General features: G+C 53.0%; 23 protein-coding genes, 1 tRNA gene and 5 pseudogenes. 10 read left to right on the top strand and 19 right to left on the bottom strand.

Features of this window, described 5'->3' with window-relative positions:
- The first annotated feature begins 35 nt into the window (after nucleotides 1-35).
- From NQ842_RS05430 to NQ842_RS05420, 3 genes are all read left to right on the top strand, one after another.
- A complete protein-coding gene (locus NQ842_RS05430; protein WP_257256600.1) occupies nucleotides 36-1,805 on the top strand; it encodes an iron ABC transporter permease in 1,770 nt (589 codons plus the stop codon).
- A complete protein-coding gene (locus NQ842_RS05425) occupies nucleotides 1,798-2,868 on the top strand; it encodes an ABC transporter ATP-binding protein (RefSeq protein ID WP_014833162.1) in 1,071 nt (356 codons plus the stop codon). The genes NQ842_RS05430 and NQ842_RS05425 overlap by 8 nt, the downstream gene beginning before the upstream one ends.
- Nucleotides 2,869-3,041: 173 nt before the next feature.
- A complete protein-coding gene (locus tag NQ842_RS05420) occupies nucleotides 3,042-3,440 on the top strand; it encodes a hypothetical protein (RefSeq protein WP_047361369.1) in 399 nt (132 codons plus the stop codon).
- 58 nt (nucleotides 3,441-3,498) lie between these two features.
- Here the strand turns inward: NQ842_RS05420 and NQ842_RS05415 are convergent, their stop codons facing one another.
- Together NQ842_RS05415 and NQ842_RS05410 are read right to left on the bottom strand one after the other, a co-directional pair.
- Nucleotides 3,499-4,113 (bottom strand): outer membrane beta-barrel protein, encoded by a 615-nt coding sequence (locus tag NQ842_RS05415; RefSeq protein ID WP_257256599.1) that lies wholly within the window; start codon nucleotides 4,111-4,113, stop codon nucleotides 3,499-3,501.
- A 93-nt stretch (nucleotides 4,114-4,206) separates the two neighbouring features.
- Nucleotides 4,207-4,836, bottom strand: a complete 630-nt coding sequence (locus NQ842_RS05410) for a helix-turn-helix domain-containing protein (protein ID WP_014833165.1) — start codon at nucleotides 4,834-4,836, stop codon at nucleotides 4,207-4,209.
- A gap of 534 nt (nucleotides 4,837-5,370) precedes the next feature.
- On the opposite strand from NQ842_RS05410, the gene NQ842_RS05405 reads away from it, so the two are divergent.
- Nucleotides 5,371-6,183 carry a LecA/PA-IL family lectin gene (locus tag NQ842_RS05405; protein ID WP_046889807.1) on the top strand — a complete coding sequence of 271 codons (813 nt, stop codon included), beginning with the start codon at nucleotides 5,371-5,373 and terminating at the stop codon, nucleotides 6,181-6,183.
- Between the two features lie 797 nt (nucleotides 6,184-6,980).
- Here the strand turns inward: NQ842_RS05405 and NQ842_RS05400 are convergent.
- The 4 genes and pseudogenes from NQ842_RS05400 to NQ842_RS05385 all read right to left on the bottom strand — a co-directional run.
- On the bottom strand, nucleotides 6,981-7,337 hold the full coding sequence (locus NQ842_RS05400; protein ID WP_257256598.1) for a putative T6SS immunity periplasmic lipoprotein: 357 nt from the start codon (nucleotides 7,335-7,337) through the stop codon (nucleotides 6,981-6,983).
- A 2-nt stretch (nucleotides 7,338-7,339) separates the two neighbouring features.
- Nucleotides 7,340-7,609 (bottom strand): annotated as a pseudogene (locus NQ842_RS05395) (type IV secretion protein Rhs); the annotation flags it as partial.
- Nucleotides 7,610-7,643: 34 nt separating this feature from the next.
- Nucleotides 7,644-7,883 (bottom strand): annotated as a pseudogene (locus NQ842_RS05390) (IS3 family transposase); the annotation flags it as partial.
- 48 nt (nucleotides 7,884-7,931) lie between these two features.
- A pseudogene (locus NQ842_RS05385) lies at nucleotides 7,932-8,084 on the bottom strand (transposase); the annotation flags it as partial.
- Between the two features lie 144 nt (nucleotides 8,085-8,228).
- Between NQ842_RS05385 and NQ842_RS05380 the strand changes: the two are divergent.
- The 3 genes from NQ842_RS05380 (at nucleotide 8,229) to NQ842_RS05370 (ending at nucleotide 9,309) form a co-directional block, all read left to right on the top strand.
- Nucleotides 8,229-8,501, top strand: coding sequence for a hypothetical protein (locus tag NQ842_RS05380; RefSeq protein ID WP_126521840.1), 273 nt, complete (start codon nucleotides 8,229-8,231; stop codon nucleotides 8,499-8,501).
- A gap of 244 nt (nucleotides 8,502-8,745) precedes the next feature.
- On the top strand, nucleotides 8,746-9,015 hold the full coding sequence (locus tag NQ842_RS05375) for a hypothetical protein (RefSeq protein ID WP_125365443.1): 270 nt from the start codon (nucleotides 8,746-8,748) through the stop codon (nucleotides 9,013-9,015).
- A 51-nt stretch (nucleotides 9,016-9,066) separates the two neighbouring features.
- The gene (locus NQ842_RS05370) at nucleotides 9,067-9,309 is read left to right on the top strand and encodes a hypothetical protein (RefSeq protein ID WP_014833170.1); all 243 of its coding nucleotides are present in this window, start codon (nucleotides 9,067-9,069) and stop codon (nucleotides 9,307-9,309) included.
- 159 nt (nucleotides 9,310-9,468) lie between these two features.
- On the opposite strand, the gene NQ842_RS05365 is transcribed toward NQ842_RS05370, so the two are convergent.
- The 6 genes and pseudogenes from NQ842_RS05365 to actS form a co-directional block, all read right to left on the bottom strand.
- The gene (locus NQ842_RS05365; RefSeq protein ID WP_014833171.1) at nucleotides 9,469-10,002 is read right to left on the bottom strand and encodes a thioredoxin fold domain-containing protein; all 534 of its coding nucleotides are present in this window, start codon (nucleotides 10,000-10,002) and stop codon (nucleotides 9,469-9,471) included.
- Nucleotides 9,999-10,208, bottom strand: a pseudogene (locus NQ842_RS05360) (hypothetical protein); the annotation flags it as partial. The gene NQ842_RS05365 and the pseudogene NQ842_RS05360, both read right to left, overlap by 4 nt.
- Nucleotides 10,204-10,338 (bottom strand): annotated as a pseudogene (locus NQ842_RS23350) (capsid protein); the annotation flags it as partial. The pseudogenes NQ842_RS23350 and NQ842_RS05360, both read right to left, overlap by 5 nt.
- Complete coding sequence (locus tag NQ842_RS05355) at nucleotides 10,337-10,687, bottom strand: hypothetical protein (protein WP_046889576.1); 351 nt, start codon at nucleotides 10,685-10,687, stop codon at nucleotides 10,337-10,339. The pseudogene NQ842_RS23350 and the gene NQ842_RS05355, both read right to left, overlap by 2 nt.
- 542 nt (nucleotides 10,688-11,229) lie before the next feature.
- Nucleotides 11,230-11,303 (bottom strand) — tRNA-Gly (locus NQ842_RS05350).
- A gap of 80 nt (nucleotides 11,304-11,383) precedes the next feature.
- Entirely contained in the window at nucleotides 11,384-12,127 is a 744-nt protein-coding gene (gene actS / locus NQ842_RS05345) for an amidase activator ActS (RefSeq protein ID WP_257256597.1), read from the bottom strand.
- Nucleotides 12,128-12,289: 162 nt separating this feature from the next.
- Here actS and idi point away from each other — a divergent pair, with 162 nt between their 5' ends.
- On the top strand, nucleotides 12,290-12,832 hold the full coding sequence (gene idi, locus NQ842_RS05340; RefSeq protein WP_014833175.1) for an isopentenyl-diphosphate Delta-isomerase: 543 nt from the start codon (nucleotides 12,290-12,292) through the stop codon (nucleotides 12,830-12,832).
- Nucleotides 12,833-12,879: 47 nt separating this feature from the next.
- On the opposite strand, the gene lysS is transcribed toward idi, so the two are convergent.
- The 5 genes from lysS to xerD all read right to left on the bottom strand — a co-directional run bounded on the left by lysS (nucleotide 12,880) and on the right by xerD (nucleotide 18,973).
- The gene (gene lysS / locus NQ842_RS05335) at nucleotides 12,880-14,397 is read right to left on the bottom strand and encodes a lysine--tRNA ligase (RefSeq protein ID WP_013098608.1); all 1,518 of its coding nucleotides are present in this window, start codon (nucleotides 14,395-14,397) and stop codon (nucleotides 12,880-12,882) included.
- A gap of 9 nt (nucleotides 14,398-14,406) precedes the next feature.
- A protein-coding gene (gene prfB / locus NQ842_RS05330; protein WP_096927693.1) for a peptide chain release factor 2 occupies nucleotides 14,407-15,505 on the bottom strand; the annotation gives its coding sequence in 2 pieces (ribosomal slippage) (nucleotides 14,407-15,429 and nucleotides 15,431-15,505; 1,098 coding nt in all).
- Between the two features lie 90 nt (nucleotides 15,506-15,595).
- Nucleotides 15,596-17,329 carry a single-stranded-DNA-specific exonuclease RecJ gene (gene recJ / locus NQ842_RS05325; RefSeq protein WP_257256596.1) on the bottom strand — a complete coding sequence of 578 codons (1,734 nt, stop codon included), beginning with the start codon at nucleotides 17,327-17,329 and terminating at the stop codon, nucleotides 15,596-15,598.
- Between the two features lie 5 nt (nucleotides 17,330-17,334).
- On the bottom strand, nucleotides 17,335-18,048 hold the full coding sequence (gene dsbC / locus NQ842_RS05320; protein ID WP_013098611.1) for a bifunctional protein-disulfide isomerase/oxidoreductase DsbC: 714 nt from the start codon (nucleotides 18,046-18,048) through the stop codon (nucleotides 17,335-17,337).
- A 28-nt stretch (nucleotides 18,049-18,076) separates the two neighbouring features.
- Complete coding sequence (xerD, locus tag NQ842_RS05315; protein WP_014833179.1) at nucleotides 18,077-18,973, bottom strand: site-specific tyrosine recombinase XerD; 897 nt, start codon at nucleotides 18,971-18,973, stop codon at nucleotides 18,077-18,079.
- A gap of 101 nt (nucleotides 18,974-19,074) precedes the next feature.
- On the opposite strand from xerD, the gene fldB reads away from it, so the two are divergent.
- Entirely contained in the window at nucleotides 19,075-19,596 is a 522-nt protein-coding gene (fldB, locus tag NQ842_RS05310) for a flavodoxin FldB (RefSeq protein WP_046889569.1), read from the top strand.
- 6 nt (nucleotides 19,597-19,602) lie between these two features.
- Here the strand turns inward: fldB and NQ842_RS05305 are convergent, their stop codons facing one another.
- Both NQ842_RS05305 and sdhE read right to left on the bottom strand, forming a co-directional pair.
- Nucleotides 19,603-20,016: a protein YgfX gene (locus NQ842_RS05305; protein ID WP_014833181.1), complete on the bottom strand. Its 414-nt coding sequence runs from the start codon at nucleotides 20,014-20,016 to the stop codon at nucleotides 19,603-19,605.
- Entirely contained in the window at nucleotides 19,997-20,263 is a 267-nt protein-coding gene (sdhE, locus tag NQ842_RS05300) for an FAD assembly factor SdhE (RefSeq protein ID WP_013098615.1), read from the bottom strand. Before sdhE ends, NQ842_RS05305 begins: the two co-directional genes overlap by 20 nt.
- Nucleotides 20,264-20,557: 294 nt before the next feature.
- On the opposite strand from sdhE, the gene ygfZ reads away from it, so the two are divergent.
- Complete coding sequence (gene ygfZ / locus NQ842_RS05295) at nucleotides 20,558-21,538, top strand: tRNA-modifying protein YgfZ (protein ID WP_047361362.1); 981 nt, start codon at nucleotides 20,558-20,560, stop codon at nucleotides 21,536-21,538.
- Nucleotides 21,539-21,639 lie beyond the last annotated feature (101 nt).

Here is a 21,639-nt window from a genome sequence, read left to right as displayed (position 1 = left end):
TTCGTTTTGCTGGGCTGCAATACCAGGGATACCCCATGAATACATTACGCAGAAAGTGGCAAAGCCTGCCGCGCGGTATTGTCGTGTTGATAACCGCGCTGGTTATCTATACGCCGCTGTCGTTTATCGTGATACAGAGCTTCCTGTCCGCCCCGTTCTTTTCTCCGGCAAAAGAGTGGAGCCTTGAATCATTTGATTTTATTTTCACAGACCCTGATTTCTACAAGGCATTGAGAAGCGGTTTTATCCTCGCTTTCGGGCTGGTGATCATCGCCATTCCGCTGGGCGGCGTGCTGGCCTTTTTGATGGTGCGTACCGATCTCCCCGGTCGCCGGTTGATTGAGCCGCTGATCCTGGTGCCCATTTTCGTTTCCCCCATGGTGCTGGGGTTCGGCTACGTGGTGGCCGCCGGTCCGGTGGGCTTTTTATCCCTCTGGGTGGAAGCCCTGATCGGCTTTGTACCGTGGAATATTTATGACATGTCGAGCATCGTGGTCATCGCGGGCCTGACGCATGTTCCGCACGCCTATCTCTATATCTCGTCGGCGCTGCGCAGCGTGGGGTCGGATGTGGAAGAGGCCGCGCGTACTGCAGGCGCGTCTCCCCTGCAGGTGATGACCTCCGTCAGTCTGCCCATGGTGCGCCCGTCGATCCTGTACGCCATCGTGCTGCTGTTCTTCCTCGGGCTGGAAGTGTTTGGTCTGATGCTGGTGCTTGGCGATCCGGAAGGCAACATGGTGCTGGCAACCTATCTCTACCAGCTGACCAACAAACTGGGCACCCCGTCCTATCACCTGATGGCCGCGGTTGCCGTGGTGCTAATCTGCATCACCATCCCGCTGGTGATGCTGCAGCGTCGCCTGATGCGTACCGCCAACCGCTTCGTGACCATGAAAGGCAAAGCCTCTCAGGCGCGGGCATTACCGCTGGGCAAATGGCGCTGGGTGGCTGGCGCGGTGGTCGCCTTCTGGCTCACCGTCACCATCGGCGTTCCACTGCTTGGCGTGGTATTGCGCGCGTTTATCTCCAACTGGGGCGTGGGCGTTTCCGTTTGGGACCAGCTTTCGCTCAGCACGTTCCGCACTATCTGGGCACAGCCGAACCTGCTGCGCGCCATCGTCAACTCGATGTCCATCGGCGTGATTGGCGGTGCGCTGGCCGTGGCGTGCTACCTGTTTGTCGGCATTGCCATGCACCGTAAACCGGACAACACCACACGCTTTCTGGATTACAGCGTGCTGGTGCCGCGCGCCGTGCCTGGTCTGCTGGCGGGCCTGGCCTTCCTGTGGGTGTTCCTGTTCCTGCCGATGTGGCTCGATAACGCGCTGAAATCGGGCTGGCTTTCCGGGTTCACCTGGAGCGACTGGATGCGGGAAAACCTGATCGTCTGGCTGCGTTCGCTTCGCAGCACCATTTTCAGCGTCTGGCTGGCCTATACCGTCGTGTGGATGGCCTACGGGCTGAGGCTGATCTCGTCCACGCTGCTGCAGGTGGGACCGGAACTTGAAGAGGCCGCGCGTAGTACAGGGGCTACGCGTGGTCAGATCACCCGCCATGTGACGATCCCGCTCTCCCGCTATGGCCTGATCGGCTCATGGCTACTGATGTTCCTGATCTTTGAACGCGAATACTCAACGGGTGTGTATCTGCTCTCCCCCGGCACAGAAACCATCGGCTCGATGCTGGTTTCCCTCTGGGCGACGGGTGCCATTGATATTGTGGCAGCGCTCTCTTTTATTAACATCCTGCTGGTGGTGGTAGGTCTGGGCATTGCCCTTCGTTTCGGAGTCAAAATACATGATTGAATTAGCGGTTGACGATCTGCACTTAACCTACGGCGACAATCCTGTTTTGAAAGGGGTCTCCATGAACCTGAAACGCGGCGAAGTGGTCTCCCTGCTGGGCCCCTCCGGCAGCGGCAAAACCACCCTGCTGCGCGCGGTAGCGGGTCTGGAAAAACCGACTCAGGGCTCTATTGTCATCGGCAAAAACAAAGTTTACGACGGTACACCGCGCAGCGAGGTCCCGGCGGAGGAGCGTAACCTGGGGCTGGTGTTCCAGTCCTACGCCCTGTGGCCGCACAAAACCGTGTTTGAGAACGTGGCCTACCCGCTCAAGCTGCGTAAAGTCCCGGCCAAAGAGATCCAGCAGCGCGTGCAGGATGTGCTGGACCAGCTGGGGCTGGGCCATCTTGGCAAGCGTCACCCGCACCAGCTTTCCGGTGGACAGCAGCAGCGCGTGGCCATTGGCCGGGCGCTGGTCTACAACCCGCCGGTGATTTTACTGGATGAGCCCCTCTCTAACCTCGACGCCAAATTACGCGAAGAGGCCCGCGTGTTCCTGCGCGAGCTGATCATCAAACTCGGCTTATCCGCGCTGATGGTGACCCACGACCAGAACGAAGCGATGTCCATTTCCGACCGTATCCTGCTGCTTAACAACGGTAAAATTGAGCAACAGGGCACACCGCAGGAGATGTACGGCTCGCCGAAAACGCTGTTTACCGCCGAGTTTATGGGCAGCAATAACCGCCTGCACGGCAAGGTTACTGAACTGCGCGACGGCAAAGCGCGTATTGAAGGAAAAGGCTGGGTGCTGTGGGGTCAGGCCGGTGAAGGGGTGCAGAGTGGAGATGACGCCACGGCGGTGATCCGCGTCGAGCGCGTGGCGGTGGTTGACGGGCCGGGGGAAAACCAGCTCGAATTGCCGCTGCTCACCAGTATGTATCTGGGTGACCGCTGGGAGTATCTGTTCCGCACGGCGGGGGATGATTTTGTGATCCGTGCCTATGGGCATGAGGTTCGGGATCCGCAGCAATGCCATCTCTCACTGCCTGAGAAGCATGTGTGGATATTCCCGAAAAGCTAAGCAAACAGGCTGCGTCATGCAGCCTGTTTTCTTTTAAACCGTGAGCAGGCGTTAATGCTTTTCCTGTCACGACGCAGGCGCGAGGATATATTTAAAATTAAACAAGTTTAATCTGAAGATGTTGCTGTTGTTTACGATAATGTCCGTTCCGCTTATTTACCCTGAGTTATCCAATGAAGAAACGGTCATTATTGCTGACTCTGCTCAGCCTCACGTTATTAACCGCCTGCAGCACCTCCCATCCGGATAAGGTTGAACAAATCCACCATCTGCAGGTGCCGTTAGTTTTACCGGGAGAAAAATCTCCTGTCATTCCGGCATCGCATATTGCTGCACTTTATCAGGAGAATAAAGCGCAGATTGACAAATTAACAACGCAACTAAAATCAGACTATTTACAGCATGCGACCGCAAAGGATGTTTTTACTGAAGATAGCGCTGTTCAGCCCGTCTACGCCTCGCTGACAAAACTGGAACAGCTGGACATGATTAATCAGCAATACCTGAAAGATAAAAATGTCACAGGCCTGCAAAAAATTAAATCTGTCCTTCAACCTTTAGTCACCGGTTAAATGCCAAAAGCCCAACTGCTGAACAGTCGGGCTTTTTTCGTTGAAAGGGTGATAATGTTTAATCGTGCTGGCCAAATCGCCATGTCAGGCCTGCCGTTACGGAGCTCACGTCACTGCTGACGCCAATCTGGTTGGCGTTACCCACATTGCTTACCCACTGATATTCGAGGCGGCCCGCCAGATTTTTGTTGAACGCATACTCCGTCCCTACCGCGGCAAGCGGGCGAACACCTGTATCAAAACGATTGTGACCACTCACATCAGACTCAGCGCGATACGCCATCGCCCCGGCACGTCCATAGATATCCCAGCGGTCAGTCACGGCATAGCTGGCTTTTAAAGACATCTGCAGACCCTGGCTTTTCATTTGTGCGCCCGCACTGTGATGGCCTTTCATCTGCATATTACCTAAATAATCGTACCCGCCTTCCAGTGCAAGCCACGGAGTCATCTGATAACCCGCGTATACCCCACCACCGACATTATCATGATCGATATTATACTGGTTCGAGCCGCTGTTATTTTCGCTCGCTTTAGAGCCGGTGCTGGCGTCAAAATAGTGTGACCAGCCAAATTTAGCACCGCTATACCAGGTGCCGGCATCCGCTGCTGCAAATGCAGTGGTTGCGGTAAAAACGTTAGCCAGAATTAATGCGACAAGTGTCTTTTTCATAAGAATCCCGTTTACTCTGTTGAATATTTCAGTGAGCAAACGATATCGGCAAAAGCGCACAACGTGAAATCATTTCCTGTTTAATTTTAAATTTTAAAATGACTCCGGCAAATGCCCTACTTCCAGTAAATATCCGCCGCGTTTAAACGCTATATATTGCCCTTGTTTGAGCGCAGATAATACGTTGAGAATACTGCTGCGTGAAAGAAGCGTACGATCCTGAATATATTCCAGAATGCTCGTGCGCATACGCGTTTCATCGGGCAGTAATATCATTTCCTGCAGATAACTGCGAATCACAGAATAGGTACGTTGCTGCACGACCTGGGCATCACGATAAATCAGATACGCCGTGTGATACGACAGTAAGGCGGCAACATCTTCCCAGACGCCCTGTTCACGAAATAGGGCGGCGGCTTCATCGGCATCAGCACGCAGAATCGTAGACTCCCGTTCAGCACGTAAAATATGTCCTTGCGTCGGCTGGATCATCTCGGCAATGCCAAACAGATGCGGCTCGAATACGGTGACTAAAAGCAGCCCATCAGATGCCCGCAGCAGTGAAAGCTCCCCGTCCTGAAAAAGGTACATCTGCTGGCGACCTTTGTGTTTCCAGGTGATCCGCTTACGGGGCGCGAGCTTCACTTTCTCTGCGACTGGCTCAAGGATCGCCGTCAGACGTTCAATGGAATGTTCAGGGCGAACAGGAGGCAATATATGCATGACACCACCTTTTAGCGTTGGGTACTGGCCAGTATAGACCACCGAGGTCAATGCTCAGACCGGTATGAGGGAAGGAAGGTATATCAGGGGGCACTGCATGGGTAAAAAGATAATTTGTTTATTTTTAAACTTGACCCGCGTAACAGGTGATAAGTGTGCCAGATTTCCTGACGTACTTACATGAATATCAATGTAAACGATGGGGAGAATAAACTATTACAAACCTGACGTATTTATCCCCTCCCTCCTTAAGATTATTCCTATTTCGGCAATAATTATTTTATTATTTTTAAGTGATTACAAAATCGCAACCTTTAATAAAGCGTTTCGCGTTTTGAATTGTATATACCACCTGACTATTCTCATTCCAGCCGATAACAACCGGGTAATGAATATGAGAAGTGTGTGCTTCTCATGAGATCATTTATTCTGATTATCAGGCGGTTAGCTGAATTGAGTGATTAAAATCACGCATTTCGTCAGGACTATCTTTCAATGGCGAATGTATTCGCCACGCTGTCACAGGAGTCAGACATGAGCGATAATTTAATCTGGTCGGGAAAAGTTGACGCTAAAAATGCCGAAGGAACAAATACAGGGATATCCCTCAAAGCGGGAGAGATAATTACCATTCTGGCCAGTGGTTGGGCCAGGAATGGAAGTGAAAATTTTGCCCTTACCGCACCACAGGGACGTATTCCCAGAGAGGGCGAAACGCTAGCCTTACGCAATCCTTCGCTTCAGGCACGCATTGGTAACGAAAATTATCCGGTAGGTAATCATAAATACCGCTGGTCGGTTCCTGCTGAAGGAACGCTGACGCTGATTTTTGCCGACGGCAAAGACCAGTACAAAGACAACGCCGGTGAATTCAGCGTTGAAGTCTATCGCGAGGCGGATATTTCTGCCGCGGCGGCAGCTCCGTTTGAAGATTTCACCAACTTTGAGCGTGATAACTGGAATAGCTGGCAGGCAGGACCTGCCGGGCACGATCTTTACCTGGTTGACGCCAGCACGCGGGCCGTCGAGTTTATTACCAACCCCAATAAAAATCATGCCGGCGAAATCCTCAAAAAGACGCTGACAGGTCTGACTGCCGGGCATGAATATACCTGGACGGTGAAAGCGGCACGCATTATTGGAAAATATGAGGCGCCAAAAATATCACTCCGTGCGGATGGCAAAGACATTTCCGCCCCCCTGGAACTGAAGCAGGCGAATGAATGGGTAACCCTGAGTGGAAAATTCAAAGCCGCGGGCAGTCAGGCTGAACTCGCGGTAGTCAGCCATGTTGCAGCGAGTATGGGGAATGATTTCCGCATCAAAGAGCTCAGGATAAAGGGTTAATCTACAGAAATGTCGGTCTGCTATTCTGTGAGAATGCTGGATGGCAGTTTGATGTTCAAAAAATTGTGTAGCGCACATGTTCAACATATGCGCTACACCAACAGGCAATAAACACACACGGCATTACTCTTTGTTATGTTGTATATCCTCTCAATATCGGCAGCGGTTTGAAACAAGACGCGTCTTGATTAACGCCATCCAGAAACACAGCACGCTTTCGGTTAGGGTACCTGAGTGGAAGCAGCACACTCATTTCATGCCAAATAAACACCAGTGGGGTAATATCGGTTCTGAATACGCATTCAGGGCTGCATATTCACGTAATTAAAAAGATCATGGTGCCTGAAAAAGCGCACCATGGAAGAGCCACAACCTGCAATTAGCAAAGCACATCCCTGTTTAATTAAAAGGCAACGTAATTGTAATACCGCTATATCGTTAAACGATACAAGACCTGTCTGGTTAATTCAGGGGTAAGCGAGAAAGTTGGTACTGACTGATTATGCCGTACACAGGAAATGTGCGCATACAAGGCTTACGCGTTATGAGAGGCTCTCCAGCAATGGCTCAAGACAGGCTGGCTCTCAGCAAAACTACCTTCTATCGACGAAAGACCTTCTGACCCATCTTACTGATATTTAAGGATTATGCCAGTTACAAGTGGGAGCCTTCGATCAGGTTGTTAAGCGGCTTCAGCAAGCGTGATAGACTATATGCATTAAAAGATATATACGCGCATTAAACGCTTACTTGATCACGTACGTGCGTTGAAATGAATATAAAGGGGCAGTTTGCCCCTATTCTTTAGGGTAAGAAAGTTCAGCGGTGACTAAATGTGATTCTGACGTATCAGATTGGACGTCATACGCGAAGTTATACCGCTCCCCAGACGTAAACTTAAATCCAAATACAGGAAGACACTCCCCCTTCGGTACATAAACAGGCTTGTCATCGAAAATCTTGTGAAGAGAGTCGTTATTATCGCTTTTGATTTGAATAGCAGTGATCCGTTCCTGCGGCTCCAGTGGTGACAACACACAAACTTGATTATCTTTGATCAATGCCGTTGTAGATTCACGATTTACCATTCGATCACCTGGCCCAGGGCATCCCGTTAAGAGGAATACAACACCCAGCAACATTTTGTTTTTCATGTTTAACGCCCCTTCCCTGTTACGATTTTCTGGTAAAGCGAAGGGACATCCTGCAACAAATCTACGCCCCGGTACATCCCCATGCGCCCTGGTCTCTGATAGTAAGACCACTTACTGATCCCATAAACCAGCAGTAACCAGTAATCAGCTAAAATAGAGGCTTGCTGTTCAAGAGAGTAATCAGTGAGCTTTTCTTTATCCAGCCTGTAGGTATATTCAGCAGCCCAGCTAAAAGCTCCCCGCATTCTCACCCATTGCCCGTGTTGGTGTTTGGACTGACCCCACAACAGTAGACATTTCCTGTCCTCACGACGAGGCCTGTTCGAAGGCCTCCGGACTGACGCCGCCGAGGTGACTGTGGCGCCGGGCCCGGTTGTAGAACACTTCAATGTAATCGAAGATATCCGCCCGGGCCAGATCTCGGGTTTTGTATATTCTCTTCCTGATGCGTTCTTTTTTCAGTGAACTGAAGAACGATTCGGCCACCGCATTATCCTGGCAGTTGCCACGCCGGCTCATGCTCGGTGCCAGGTTATTGGCCCGGAGTTTCAGGATCTCGCTTTTAGCTTCCAGTAAATCCCGGGCATGCTGCTCGTTGTTATCAGGTTTGATAGCCCGTAGCCACTTGTAGAGGCTGTGTGCAGAGACGCCCAGACGGCCAGATACTTCGGCGACGGAATAACCGCGTTCCGTTATCTGACGGACGGCTTCTTCCTTAAATTCAGGTGTAAATCGTGGTGTGCCCATACGCTCCTCCTATGCTCAAACTATAGGGCAGGATCGTCTACCGGGGCGGGGTCAGTCCATAAATGACTCTGAGGTGTCTGTTAAACCCGTGGCGATTCAATATTTGCTCAGGGTTTAATTAAAAAAACTGTAAAAGGATTTTTTTTGAAAGTTATAGATAAGACGCCGTACAGTAACGTATCCGGAGCCGGGCTGGGGGATACCTGTGGCCCTTCTGGCGGCAGTAATTGTGGTGGCTCATCCGGTTCTGCTGGTCATAATGGGGGAAGTTCAGACAAACAGCACCGTGATTACCAGACCTCAAACCGCTGGAGTGGCAGTCAGGCGAATCATTTCGAACAAGGCGGTGGTTCGTTTGGTTCATCCGGTGGCTGTTCCGGAGGAGCCAGAGGACGGACCTCTGCTGATGGCCGTTAATCACTGAGTTCCTTTATCCACGCAGGGGAAGCCCTGTGTTTAAGGCCCGTTAAATATGACCAAAGACAGCAGCACAGATAAACTGCAGAGCCAATACAGCGAGCATGTGGGAAGCAAGTATTGACTGCTCTTCTTGTGATACAGACAGTGATACTGTTTTTCACCGGTCTGAACTGGACCTCTCCCGTTAACGAAATCAGTACTGGCTCTTCTGAGGTCGCTCATTTTTGCAAAAGGAATTCAAATGAAAGAAATCCATTCTTCACAATACAGTACGGTAGCAGGAGCCGGGCTGGGCGATACCTGTGGTCGTTCAGGCGGCAGTAATTGTGGTGGCTCATCCGGTTCTGCAGGCTCAAAGGGGGGAAACTCCGGCAAACAGAACCGTGATTACCAGACTTCAAATCGCGGGAGTGGCAGTCAGGCGAATCATTTCGGACAAGGCGGTGGTTCGTTTGGTGGAGGCGGTGGATGCACCGGAGGCGGACGTGACCATGTTGGTACCAACCGTTAATTGATGAGAAAACCTGCAGCAATACCCAGGCTGCAGGTTTAAGGAAGATCTATGCCTAAGTTTGTCTTTTTTAAAAGTAGTGCGGATATTGTTACTGCCGTAAGTCAGTCGGTTTACGCCGACCAGTTATCCACATCGTCAGAATACGAAAAAATCGATTTTGAAACAGAGGCGACAGACAAGCAGGCAGCAGTGCTGAAACTGAAAGCATATCTGGAAACCAATACCAATGCCCTGAAGGACTTTAGTGGAGATATTACTTTCAGTAGCGTTATTGAATCTTTGCTGAGGTAAGTTCTGTTAAGCTAATAATGGGGTTCTTGAGAAACTCTATGCTTCAGTGTTACCTGGCGACATCCATCTCGAATGCTCTACAGTGGAAATACCAGACGCAGGAAGTTCTGCGTCTGGTTGCATTACCTGGCGAGGCTTGTTAACCGCGACCTTTTGCAACTACTTACCGAGCGTATTAAGTATATATTCCGGTTTAACATTCCCGGTGAATACAACAGGTGTAGGTTGCATTACCACCATTACCGGCGTCACCTCTATTCCCACACGGTGTGCGAGTTCTGATTGTTGCACGATCGTGTGTTGACAGGCCGGAGTACTGTCATTGTCAGGTAAAAAACCTTCCATGGCCATACGCAGGCTTTCCCGGGGTAAGCCAGAGCACCAGACTCTGGCCATATCCTCGATCACCGAGTCTCTGATAGATGCCGGGGCGACAGTCAGAAATGACATGGTCAGCCCGGCGTCTGTATAGTGCTGAACATGTTTGACCACATCAGAGCAGTAGCTGCATTGATTATCAATAAATACCACCAGATGATATTTTTCTGCCGGAGCAACCCAAGTTATGGGTTTAAGTTCTTCAAGGTGATCGGCGATTTCTTTTACTGATTCCTCCGGTGTCAGGGCAAACGAACTGTTAGCAGCCCCCAGAACCAGCAAAGCAAGCAGAGAACTCATAAAGCCAGTTTTCATAGATGGATCCCCTTTGATTCATGCCCTTCGTTACTGTGTTCCGGGCTGTGATGTGTTCCCAGGCAGATAACTCTGTCAGCAGAAGCGATGGTCGACGGACGGTGTGCAATGATAATGCGGGTCATATCAAGGCCGGATATGGCGCGGTTGATAAGTTTTTCATTTTCTTCATCCAGATGGCTGGTTGCTTCGTCCATGAACAGTATCCCGGCTGTAACGGACGTTCATTAACTTCTTATGTTCCATCAGGATGATGAACCAAGCCGGATCGATAAGCAGTGCCAGCTCCGCCACCGGAATATCTTTCTCAGTCAGGAATCGATTAACAGCAGCTTTACTTAAATACTTCGGCAGCTCTTGGAGAGTCAATGTTATGTGCAAGTGCATTCCGCAACTTGTTCAATTTGTCCAAAGCAGCCCAAACATTTTTAGGGAATTCCACGCCCGGTAAATGAGATCCAAACATAGCATGCACTAGGCTCAGCTTATGGCTAAAGCCGAGCTTAATATTCTCAATCGGGACGCTATTCCGGCAATGCAATTTCAGAATATCAAAAAGCAATTCCTCAACGAAAAGATGCCCTTTCAGTATGATTGAGGTGGTATCCATACCAGCGTGCAGGTGCTTCTCGTACCTTGCGCATCTGGCTTCATAAATGTCTTTAAGACTTTTCTGTGTGCGCATCGTGTTCCATCCAGCAGTACTTGTTTTTATGCAGTGTACCAAAGCTATCACATACATGATTCCATACACATACCGCAATAGAATCCATAAAACCCCGTTGGTGGTAAGACAACAAGCGGAGCCTCTGGCGACTTCATCAGGGTTATGTCAGTTAGTGATGTTTATCAGGATGACCATGTACCCAAGGGGAGAGAGGCCGAACCGCCGGCAGAGCTTGCATATGGTCTGCAAGTACCGTGACCACCATAAACCTGTTTATCCCCTGCGGCGTCTCGCGACGGCGACAGAACGGGGGCATCGGGCTAAAATGCGCTTCACTAAAAGTCTTCGGGATTATGCCGGGTAGGCGGCTTTTGTTCGTTGTTGGGCTGTCGCAGTAAGAACGTTGAAACCACTGCCAGCGCGGTGATGTGCTCCCGACTACCACACACCAACCACGCGACAGGCGCGGCGATTGTGCAATGTGTAGTTACGGCTGTACCTGCATTAGCGGGGTAAAGTAACTAGCTGATAAATAACAATGTGCTTATTTATCAGTGATCTGGAGCGGGCGAAGGGAATCGAACCCTCGTATAGAGCTTGGGAAGCTCTCGTTCTACCATTGAACTACGCCCGCTTTGAGGTGCGTAAGGCATTATAGACCTTACGCTTCTTCATACAAGCCTCTTCGCAACTAAATGGCGATAAAATAATCACTTAGCACTTCGGCTTGCTGCCCTGCGCCGGGAGATAACGCAGTGGGTCGATGGCGGTGGCCTTATAACGGATCTGGAAGTGCAGCTTCACCGTATCCGTCCCCGTGCTGCCCATGGTGGCGATCTTCTGCCCCGCCTTCACGTTCTGACCATTGTTAACCAGCATTGTGTCGTTATGCGCATAGGCCGTGATGTAGTCTTCACCATGCTTAATCATGATCAAATTACCGTAACCGCGCAGCTGATTGCCCACGTACACCACCTTCCCTGCGCCGGATGCATAAACCGGCGTACCGCGCGCGGCTGCAATATCGATACCTTTGTTGCCCCCTTCGGACAAGGAGTATGGCAATACCACTTTGCCGCTGGCCGGCCAGATCCAGCAGCGCTGCCCGACAGGCGGCCAGGAGGACTGCGGCACCGCGTAAGAGGGCGTCACTTTGGCTGTTTTGCCTTTCGACGAGGATTTTCTGCCCGAGGACGAACTGCCGTTAACCTTCAGCTTCTGCCCCACTTCGATGGTGTAAGGCGGAGAGATGTTATTCAGACGCGCCAGATCCTTCACGCTGGTCCCCGTCGCGCGCGAAATCCGGTACAGCGTATCCCCGCGCTTCACGGTATACACCGCGCCGGAATAGCTGCCCATGTCTGAAGATTTTCTCCCTGAACAGCCTGCCAGTATTAGCGCCAGCGTCAGGCAGAAAACAGCAGTGATGGGGTTTCTCGTCAGGCTTCCTGCAAACAAAACAGATCCTCGGTCAGCGTGAATGGCGCCCTATGATACCAGCCCAAACAGAAATGGGTCAGCCCTTTTCCGCTCTGTGGGTCAAACCGTTCGTATAAGAATGCAGTATAATGGCGTCGCTGATGGTGCTTAACCATCCGCATGGTTAGCACTGGAGCATCAATGAGTATTCAAGAACACGTTATTTTGGTAAATGACCAGGGAATGGTGATTGGCACTCAGGAAAAGTACGCAGCACATACCTCCCACACTCCGCTACATCTGGCGTTCTCCTCCTGGCTGTTTAACGCCAAAGGGGAGTGTCTGATCACCCGTCGCGCATTAAGCAAAAAAGCCTGGCCGGGTGTGTGGACGAACTCAGTCTGCGGACATCCGCAATCTGGCGAAGAGATTGAGCAAGCTATTGTTCGCCGTTGTCGCTTCGAAGTGGGTGCGGAAATTACCGATATCACCCCTGTCGCCGCTGAGTTTCGCTACTGCGAAACCGATCCTTCCGGGATCGTCGAAAATGAGATTTGCCCGGTCTTTGCCGCCAGGATCACGAATGGGCTGACGATCAACAGTGATGAAGTGATGGCATACGAATGGGTTGATCTGGACGCATTGTTCCAGGCCCTGGATGCCACACCGTGGGCCTTTAGCCCCTGGATGGTGATGGAAGCGACGACCGCACGCGAAAAACTGCGGGCCTTCGCCGCCAAATAAAAAAGCCCCGGCGACTATCGCACGGGGCTTTTTCAGTCTGGACGACGTTATTTCACCGGACGCATCGCCGGGAACAGGATCACGTCGCGGATGGTGTGGCTGTTGGTGAACAGCATCACCATGCGGTCGATACCAATACCCAGACCCGCCGTTGGTGGAAGACCGTGCTCCAGGGCCGTCACGTAGTCTTCGTCGAAGAACATCGCTTCGTCGTCGCCTGCCGCTTTCGCGTCAACCTGATCCTGGAAGCGCTGCGCCTGATCTTCAGCATCGTTCAGTTCGCTAAAGCCGTTACCGATTTCACGGCCACCGATGAAGAATTCAAAGCGGTCAGTGATCTCCGGGTTCTCGTCATTACGACGCGCCAGCGGAGAGACTTCAGCCGGGTATTCAGTGATGAAGGTCGGCTGAATCAGGTGCGCTTCTGCCACTTCTTCGAAGATCTCAGTCACGATACGGCCCAGACCCCAGCTCTTCTCGACTTTAATACCGATGCTTTCAGCGATCGCTTTCGCAGAATCGAAGTTATCCAAATCCGCCATGTTGGTTTCCGGGCGGTATTTTTTGATGGCTTCGCGCATGGTCAGTTTTTCGAACGGCTTGCCGAAGTCGAACACTTCTTCACCGTAAGGGACCTGCGTGGTGCCCAGAATGTCCTGTGCCAGGGTGCGGAACAGGGATTCGGTCAGCTCGATCAGATCTTTGTAATCGGCATACGCCATATAGAGTTCCATCATGGTGAACTCTGGGTTATGACGCACTGAGATACCTTCGTTACGGAAGTTACGGTTGATTTCGAACACGCGGTCGAACCCACCCACCACCAGACGCTTCAGGTACAGTTCCGGCGCGATACGCAGGTACATGTCCAGATCCAGGGCGTTATGATGGGTGATGAACGGACGCGCAGATGCGCCGCCAGGGATCACCTGCATCATTGGGGTTTCTACTTCCATAAAGTCGCGGTTAACCATGAACTGGCGGATACCGGCCATGATCTGAGAGCGAATTTTGAAGGTCTTGCGGGATTCATCGTTAGAGATGAGATCCAGGTAACGCTGACGGTAGCGCGCTTCCTGATCCTGCAGGCCGTGGAATTTGTCCGGCAGCGGGCGCAGGGCTTTGGTCAGCAGACGCAGTTCGGTACAGTGGATAGACAGTTCACCGGTCTTGGTTTTGAACAGTTTACCTTTCGCGCCGAGGATATCGCCCAGGTCCCACTTCTTGAACTGCTCGTTGTAGATGCCTTCCGGCAGATCGTCACGGGAAACATACAGCTGAATGCGGCCGCCCACGTCCTGCAGGGTAACGAAAGAAGCTTTACCCATGATACGACGGGTCATCATGCGGCCCGCAACGGCCACTTCGATGTTCAGCGCTTCCAGCTCTTCGTTTTCTTTAGCGTCGAAGTCAGCGTGCAGTTGGTCTGAGGTGTGATCACGACGAAAATCGTTCGGGAACGGCACGCCCTGCTCGCGCAGCGCTGCCAGCTTCTCGCGGCGGGTTTTCAGTTCGTTGTTAAGATCGACTACCGCGTCAGCGCCCTGTGCTTGTTGTTCAGACATGTTGGTTCCTCATAACCCTGCTTTCAAACTTGCTTCGATAAATTGATCCAGGCTGCCGTCCAGCACCGCCTGCGTGTTACGGGTTTCAACCCCGGTGCGCAGGTCTTTGATGCGGGAGTCATCAAGGACATAAGAACGGATCTGGCTGCCCCAACCGATGTCGGACTTGTTGTCTTCCATCGCCTGTTTCTCAGCATTTTTCTTCTGCATCTCCAGCTCATAAAGCTTCGCTTTCATCTGCTTCATGGCCTGGTCTTTGTTCTTATGCTGGGAACGGTCGTTCTGGCACTGTGTTACCAGCCCGGTTGGAATGTGGGTAATACGTACCGCCGATTCCGTACGGTTAACGTGCTGTCCGCCCGCGCCAGATGCGCGATAAACGTCGATACGCAGATCCGCCGGGTTGATTTCGATATCGATATCTTCGTCAACTTCGGGGTAAACAAACGCGGAGCTGAAGGAGGTATGACGACGGCCACCGGAGTCGAACGGGCTCTTACGTACCAGGCGGTGAACGCCGGTTTCGGTACGCAGCCAGCCGTAGGCGTAGTCACCAATGATCTTGATGGTGACGGACTTAATGCCAGCCACTTCACCTTCAGACTCTTCGATAATTTCGGTTTTGAAACCACGCGCTTCTGCCCAGCGCAGGTACATGCGCATCAGCATGCTGGCCCAGTCCTGTGCTTCAGTACCGCCAGAACCCGCCTGAATGTCGAGATAGCAGTCAGCGTTATCGTATTCGCCGGAGAACATACGACGGAACTCAAGCTGCGCCAGCTTCTCTTCCAGCACGTCGAGTTCTGCCACGGCTTCATTAAAGGTTTCTTCGTCGTCGGCTTCTACAGCCAGCTCCAGCAAACCGGAAACGTCTTCCAGTCCCTGAGCCATTTGATCCAGCGTATCTACGATAGCTTCGAGAGAGGAACGCTCTTTACCCAGCGCCTGCGCGCGTTCTGGCTCGTTCCAGACGTCCGGCTGTTCCAGCTCGGCGTTTACTTCTTCAAGACGCTCTTTCTTGGCATCGTAGTCAAAGATACCCCCTAAGAACGTCAGAGCGCTCCGTGAGGTCCTGAATACGGTTTTTTACCGGATTAATTTCAAACATGGTCTGTTTTCTTTTATGGACTTGTCAAAATGCGGTGATAAGAGCGGGATTGTACCGAATCCACGCCCTTTTTTATAGACATTACTGCCGCTAAATTGGCCAGATATTGTCGATGATGATCTGAAGGGAGCGGTTACCGCGAAACTCGTTGATATCCAGTTTGTAGGCCAGTTCGACCTCGCGTACGCCATTGTCCGGCCAGACAGCGGTATCGACGTTAAAGGCGATACCGTCCAGCAGCGGGCCGCCGCCCACCGGTTCCACCATCACCTTCAAGTGACGTTCGCCTACAAGGCGCTGTTGCAGCAGACGGAAGCGGCCATCAAACAGTGGCTCCGGGAACATCTGCCCCCACGGGCCTGCATCGCGTAGCATATGCGCCACGTCCATGGTCATCTCCATCGGTGCGAGCTCACCGTCGGAAATCACTTCACCCTGCAGCAGAGCGGGGTCGATCCAGTCGGTCACCAGCTCGCCAAACAGACGCTGGAACTCCTCGAATTTCGCCTCTTCCAGCGACAAACCTGCCGCCATCGCGTGACCACCGAATTTGAGCATCAGGCCCGGGTAAAGTGTATCGAGACGCTCCAGCGCATCGCGCATGTGCAGCCCCTGAATCGAACGACCGGAGCCTTTCAGCGTGCCATCGCCTGCGGGTGCAAACGCAATCACCGGACGATGGAAACGCTCTTTAATGCGCGACGCCAGAATCCCCACCACCCCCTGATGCCACTCAGGGTGGTACATAGCCAGCCCACCCGGCAATGTGTCACCGCTGCGTTCAAGCTTTTCGCACAGGGTCAGCGCTTCAGCCTGCATTCCCTGTTCAATCTCTTTGCGGGTCTGGTTCAGCGCATCCAGTTCATTCGCCAGCACGCGCGCTTCACCAATGTTATCGCACAATAGCAGCGCGACGCCGACGGACATATCGTCCAGCCTGCCAGCCGCGTTGAGGCGCGGGCCGAGGGCAAAGCCCAAATCGCTGGCGGCGAGCTTGAGCGGATCGCGGTTCGCAATCTCCAGCAGCGCCTTAATGCCCGGACGACATTTGCCCGCACGAATGCGGCTTAATCCCTGCCAGGTGAGGATACGGTTATTGGTATCGAGCGGTACCACGTCCGCAACGGTACCGAGCGCGACAAGATCGAGGTACTCGGCCAGATTGGGCACGGCAATCCCGCGGGATTCGAACCAGCCTTTATCTCGCAGCAGCGTGCGCAGCGCCAGCATCAGATAAAACGCCACGCCCACGCCCGCCAGTGATTTCGACGGGAAATCGCAGTCGCGCAGGTTCGGGTTAATAATGGCTTCTGCGGCCGGCAGCGTTTCACCCGGCAGGTGGTGGTCAGTGACCAGCACCGGGATCCCCAACTGATGCGCGTGATCGACACCCGCATGGGAGGAGATCCCGTTATCAACGGTCAGGATCATCTGTGCGCCGCGGGCATGCGCCTGATCGACCACTTCCGGGCTGAGACCATAGCCATCTTCGAAGCGGTTGGGCACCAGATAGGTGACATTTTCGCAGCCCAGCGCGCGCAGGCTGAGCACGCTCAGCGCGGTACTGGTGGCGCCGTCGGCGTCGAAATCCCCCACCACCACAATGCGCGTTCCTTCACGAAGCGCGTTGTAGAGCATTTCAGTGGCTTTTTCGATGCCGTTCAGCTGCTGCCAGGGCAGCATCCCTTTGACGCTGCGCTCAAGATCGCCTGCACTCCGCACGCCGCGGCTGGCATAGAGCCGCTTTAACAGCGGCGGAAGATCGGCTGGCAAATCAGCCTGTTCAACCGCGTCACGGCGGCGCAATTTTATTGGGGCTTTCACGCGGATTATTTACCACCAAACTGTTTCTGGTGCGCGTCGAGGAACTCTTTCATCTCTTTTGGCCCCTGATAGCCCGGCACAACGTAGCCGTTGCTTAAGACAATGGCTGGCGTACCGGTCACGCCAAACTGCACGCCCAGCGCGTAGTGGTTGGCGATATCAATATCACAGGAAGCCGGCTGCACGCCTTTACCGTTCATCGCGTCATCAAACGCTTTGTTACGATCTTTCGCACACCAGATGGCCTTCATGTCCTGCTCAGGCTGGCTCTGCACGCCCGCGCGAGGGAAAGCCAGATAACGCACGGTAATACCCAGCGCGTTGTAATCTTTCATCTCTTCATGCAGCTTGTGGCAGTAGCCACAGGTGATGTCGGTAAAGACGGTAATGACGTGTTTTTCCTGCGCCGCCTTATAAACGATCATCTCTTTTTCGAGCGCATTCAGGTTTTTCATCAGCAGCTGGTTGGTCACGTTCACCGGCTGCGCGCCGCTTACGTCGTACATCGGCCCCTGAATAATGTGTTTACCGTCTTCGGTTACGTACAGCACGCCGCTGTTGGTTAAAACGGTTTTCATCCCCGCCACCGGTGCAGGCTGAATATCGCTGCTGGTCACGCCGAGTTTCGTCAGCGACTGTTTGATGGCGGCGTCATCCGCATGGGCAAAACCGGTAAAAGAGGCTGCCAGCAGAGTGAACAGCGCAAAAGACTTTTTCATATAAGATCCTGTAACAATTCGTCGGCACTCACGCACGAGGGTGGTGCTGTTGGTGTAGCTGCCGCAGGCGTTCCGTCGCGACATGGGTGTAAATTTGCGTCGTGGAAAGATCGCTGTGTCCCAGCAGCATCTGCACCACGCGCAGATCGGCGCCGTGGTTCAGCAGATGTGTCGCGAAGGCATGTCGCAACACATGCGGCGACAGCTTTTCACTGTCAATACCCGCCAGTGTGGCGTAATGCTTGATGCGATGCCAGAACGTTTGTCGCGTCATCTGCTGCGCACGCTGGCTGGGGAACAAGACATCGATAGAAACGCCATTCAGCAACCACGGACGTCCGTGCTCCAGATACGTTTCCAGCCAGTACACCGCCTCTTCTCCCAGCGGGACCAGCCGTTCCTTGTTCCCTTTACCGATCACACGAACCACGCCCTGACGCAAGCTGATGTCGCTCATCGTCAGGCCAACCAGTTCCGAAACGCGCAAGCCGGTAGCATACAATAGCTCAAGCATGGCTTTATCGCGTAACTCCAGCGGCAGGTCAACTGCGGGTGATTGTAATAATCTCTCAACTTGTGCTTCGCTGAGATCTTTCGGCAGCCGCTGCGGGAGTTTAGGCGATGCCAGGAGAGCACTGGGATCGTCTGCGCGAATTTTCTCGCGGTACAAATGCTGGAACAGTCGACGCATTGCACTGAGCAGACGCGCGGAACTGGTGGCTTTGTAGCCCCCTTCCATACGCTCGCCCAGCAGCGCCTGCAAGTCGTCGCTTTGTGCGCTCTCCAGCGACAGTTCCCGGCGTGCCAGCCACTCCACCAGCATGGTGAGATCTCGCCGGTAGGCGCTCAGCGTATTCTCGGCCAGGTTTTTCTCCAGCCACAGCGCGTCAAGAAACTGCTCGATGAGTGCGAGATCCTTTTCCACATCAGCCCCTTTGATTCTGCAATCCGGGCATTATGCCTGATTGCGACCGGTTTCTGGTACACTACGCGCAAAGTCATAGCAAGAATTGAGATAGATACGCGATGAATATTGGTCTGTTTTATGGTTCCAGCACCTGCTACACCGAAATGGCAGCAGAGAAAATTCGCGACATCATTGGCCCGGAACTGGTGACGTTGCATAACCTGAAAGATGATGCGCTCACGCTGATGGAGCAATACGACGTATTGATCCTCGGCATCCCGACCTGGGATTTCGGCGAGATACAGGAAGACTGGGAAGCCATCTGGGATCAGCTCGATACGCTCAACCTCGACGGCAAAATCATTGCCATGTACGGTATGGGCGACCAGTTCGGTTACGGTGAATGGTTCCTGGATGCGCTCGGCATGCTGCATGATAAGCTGGCCCCGAAAGGCGTTACGTTTATCGGCTACTGGCCAACGGAAGGTTACGAGTTCACCAGTAAAAAGCCGGTTATCGCAGACGGCCAGCTGTTTGTCGGGCTCGCGCTGGATGAAACCAACCAGTACGATCTGAGTGATGAACGTCTGCAAACCTGGTGCGAACAGATTCTGGGCGAAATGGCTGAGAAGTTCAGCTAACGCGTATCACTCCTGCGTCGGTTGCTGCTGCAATATCATCCGGCGCAGATCCCGCCACTCCGCAATATCCATACTGTCGGCGGCCAGCCACAGATGCTGGCACTTACCGCCGCCCACCTGGCGTAACCGTAGCATCATGCCGGAACTGAGCATCCAGGGCATACCGAGGATATCCCACTCCTGCCCCTGCCAGCGCAGGCGGGAGTCCATCAGTAATTTAATCTCACCCTGGCGGGCATTGATCCGGCGCTGGCTGCGCACGCTGTCAAAAACGACGAACGACAACAACAACAGCCACAGAGGCGTATAGCTAAGCGGCCACGGCATCAGTAAAACAAAGGCCGCGACCAGGCCGTGGAGCAATAACGACATCCACTGCGAGCGCCATGAGACGCGAAGATCAGATTGCCACAGGACCACGTTCCCGATTCCGTGTTTGAATTAATTGCACCATCCGTTGCAACTCGGTGTCGGCGGGCTTGCCGTGGTTCATCAGCCAGTTGAATAAATCGGGATCGTCAGACTCAAGCAGGCGAACAAACAGACGCTTATCCTCATCGCTTAAGCTGTCATACTCATATTCGAAGAAAGGCATGATGGAGATATCAAGTTCACGCATGCCGCGTCGGCATGCCCAGTGAATACGGGCCTTGTTGTTAATATCCATGTTCTGTTTCCTGCATTACGTTTGGCACAGTCGGTACCCCGTTCAGTCTTCTTTATTTCTCTGCGGGGACACTCGCTAGTGTAACGTGTTTTTGACCGTTTCTTTACTGGAATATTGCGAAGCTGAAGCGGGCTTCCAGAATAAACCCTATAAAGACAGCGGATTACACTATTTTGCGTGGCGCTACGCATTGCTGCGTTATGGCACGAATGGCCTGCTGAAAGCGCTTGCAATGGCTGTAGTCTCTTTTACCATTAGGCATTATCAAAGCGTTAAGCAATTCAGGATACCGTTATGGCATTTACACCATTTTCTCCTCGCCAGCCCGCCGCCTCTGCGCGTCTGCCGCTGACGCTTATTTCTCTTGATGACTGGGCGCTGGCCACACTCGTGGGTGCCGACGCCGAAAAATACCTGCAGGGCCAGGTCACGGCAGACGTCAGCCAGATGACTGAGCATCAGCACCTGCTGGCTGCGCATTGCGATCCAAAAGGCAAAATGTGGAGCAACCTGCGTCTGTTCCGCCGTCAGGATGGCTTTGCCTTTATTGAGCGCCGCAGCCTGCGTGATGAACAGCTCAAAGAGCTGAAAAAATACGCGGTCTTTTCCAAAGTCACGATTGCACCAGATGACGAGCACGTGCTGCTGGGCGTGGCCGGTTTCCAGGCGCGTGCTGCGCTGAAAAACCTGTTCAGCGACCTGCCGGATGCAGAAAAACAGCTGGTCAGCGAAGGTGAAACCTCCATCCTGTGGTTTGAACACCCTGCAGAGCGTTTCCTGCTGGTGACCGACACCGCGACCGCCGAACGCGTTACTGAGGCCCTGCGCGGTGAAGCCCAGTTCAATAACAGCCAGCAGTGGCTGGCGCTGAACATTGAAGCGGGTCTGCCGGTGATTGATGCGGCCAACAGCGCGCAGTTTATTCCGCAGGCGACCAACCTGCAGGCGCTGGGCGGTATCAGCTTTAAAAAAGGCTGCTACACCGGCCAGGAGATGGTCGCGCGAGCGAAATTCCGCGGCGCGAATAAGCGTGCACTGTGGACCCTGGCGGGTCACGCCAGCCGTGTACCGGAAGCGGGTGAAGATTTAGAACTGAAGATGGGCGAAAACTGGCGCCGTACCGGCACTGTGTTAGCCGCCGTTCAACTGGATGATGGCCGTCTGCTGGTGCAGGCGGTGATGAACAACGACATGGAAGCCGACAGCGTGTTCCGCGTGCGTGATGATGCCAATACACTGAGTATTGAGCCGCTGCCGTATTCTCTGGAAGAGTGATGCTGTATCGCCCGGTGGCGCTGCGCTTACCGGGCCTACGGTTTTGGTGTTCTCCCTCTCTCTGTGGGAGAGGGTTGGGGTGAGGGCAACAGGCCGCAAGA

The sequence above is a fragment of the Enterobacter cloacae complex sp. R_G8 genome (assembly GCF_024599795.1).
In the GTDB taxonomy this organism is placed as follows: domain Bacteria; phylum Pseudomonadota; class Gammaproteobacteria; order Enterobacterales; family Enterobacteriaceae; genus Enterobacter; species Enterobacter dissolvens.
This window is presented reverse-complemented; position numbering and strand designations above follow the sequence as displayed.

Bases quoted from the DNA above. Each gene is read 5' to 3' on its own strand.
- NQ842_RS05405 (WP_046889807.1), top strand. From the start codon at position 5,371: ATGAGCGATAATTTAATCTGGTCGGGAAAAGTTGACGCTAAAAATGCC.
- NQ842_RS05365 (WP_014833171.1), bottom strand. From the start codon at position 10,002: ATGAAAACTGGCTTTATGAGTTCTCTGCTTGCTTTGCTGGTTCTGGGG.
- NQ842_RS05410 (WP_014833165.1), bottom strand. From the start codon at position 4,836: ATGCATATATTGCCTCCTGTTCGCCCTGAACATTCCATTGAACGTCTG.
- dsbC (WP_013098611.1), bottom strand. From the start codon at position 18,048: ATGAAAAAGTCTTTTGCGCTGTTCACTCTGCTGGCAGCCTCTTTTACC.
- NQ842_RS05430 (WP_257256600.1), top strand. From the start codon at position 36: ATGAATACATTACGCAGAAAGTGGCAAAGCCTGCCGCGCGGTATTGTC.
- fldB (WP_046889569.1), top strand. From the start codon at position 19,075: ATGAATATTGGTCTGTTTTATGGTTCCAGCACCTGCTACACCGAAATG.
- NQ842_RS05425 (WP_014833162.1), top strand. From the start codon at position 1,798: ATGATTGAATTAGCGGTTGACGATCTGCACTTAACCTACGGCGACAAT.
- NQ842_RS05375 (WP_125365443.1), top strand. From the start codon at position 8,746: ATGAAAGAAATCCATTCTTCACAATACAGTACGGTAGCAGGAGCCGGG.
- lysS (WP_013098608.1), bottom strand. From the start codon at position 14,397: ATGTCTGAACAACAAGCACAGGGCGCTGACGCGGTAGTCGATCTTAAC.
- NQ842_RS05355 (WP_046889576.1), bottom strand. From the start codon at position 10,687: ATGCGCACACAGAAAAGTCTTAAAGACATTTATGAAGCCAGATGCGCA.
- NQ842_RS05420 (WP_047361369.1), top strand. From the start codon at position 3,042: ATGAAGAAACGGTCATTATTGCTGACTCTGCTCAGCCTCACGTTATTA.
- NQ842_RS05400 (WP_257256598.1), bottom strand. From the start codon at position 7,337: ATGAAAAACAAAATGTTGCTGGGTGTTGTATTCCTCTTAACGGGATGC.
- idi (WP_014833175.1), top strand. From the start codon at position 12,290: ATGAGTATTCAAGAACACGTTATTTTGGTAAATGACCAGGGAATGGTG.
- sdhE (WP_013098615.1), bottom strand. From the start codon at position 20,263: ATGGATATTAACAACAAGGCCCGTATTCACTGGGCATGCCGACGCGGC.
- NQ842_RS05370 (WP_014833170.1), top strand. From the start codon at position 9,067: ATGCCTAAGTTTGTCTTTTTTAAAAGTAGTGCGGATATTGTTACTGCC.
- NQ842_RS05415 (WP_257256599.1), bottom strand. From the start codon at position 4,113: ATGAAAAAGACACTTGTCGCATTAATTCTGGCTAACGTTTTTACCGCA.
- ygfZ (WP_047361362.1), top strand. From the start codon at position 20,558: ATGGCATTTACACCATTTTCTCCTCGCCAGCCCGCCGCCTCTGCGCGT.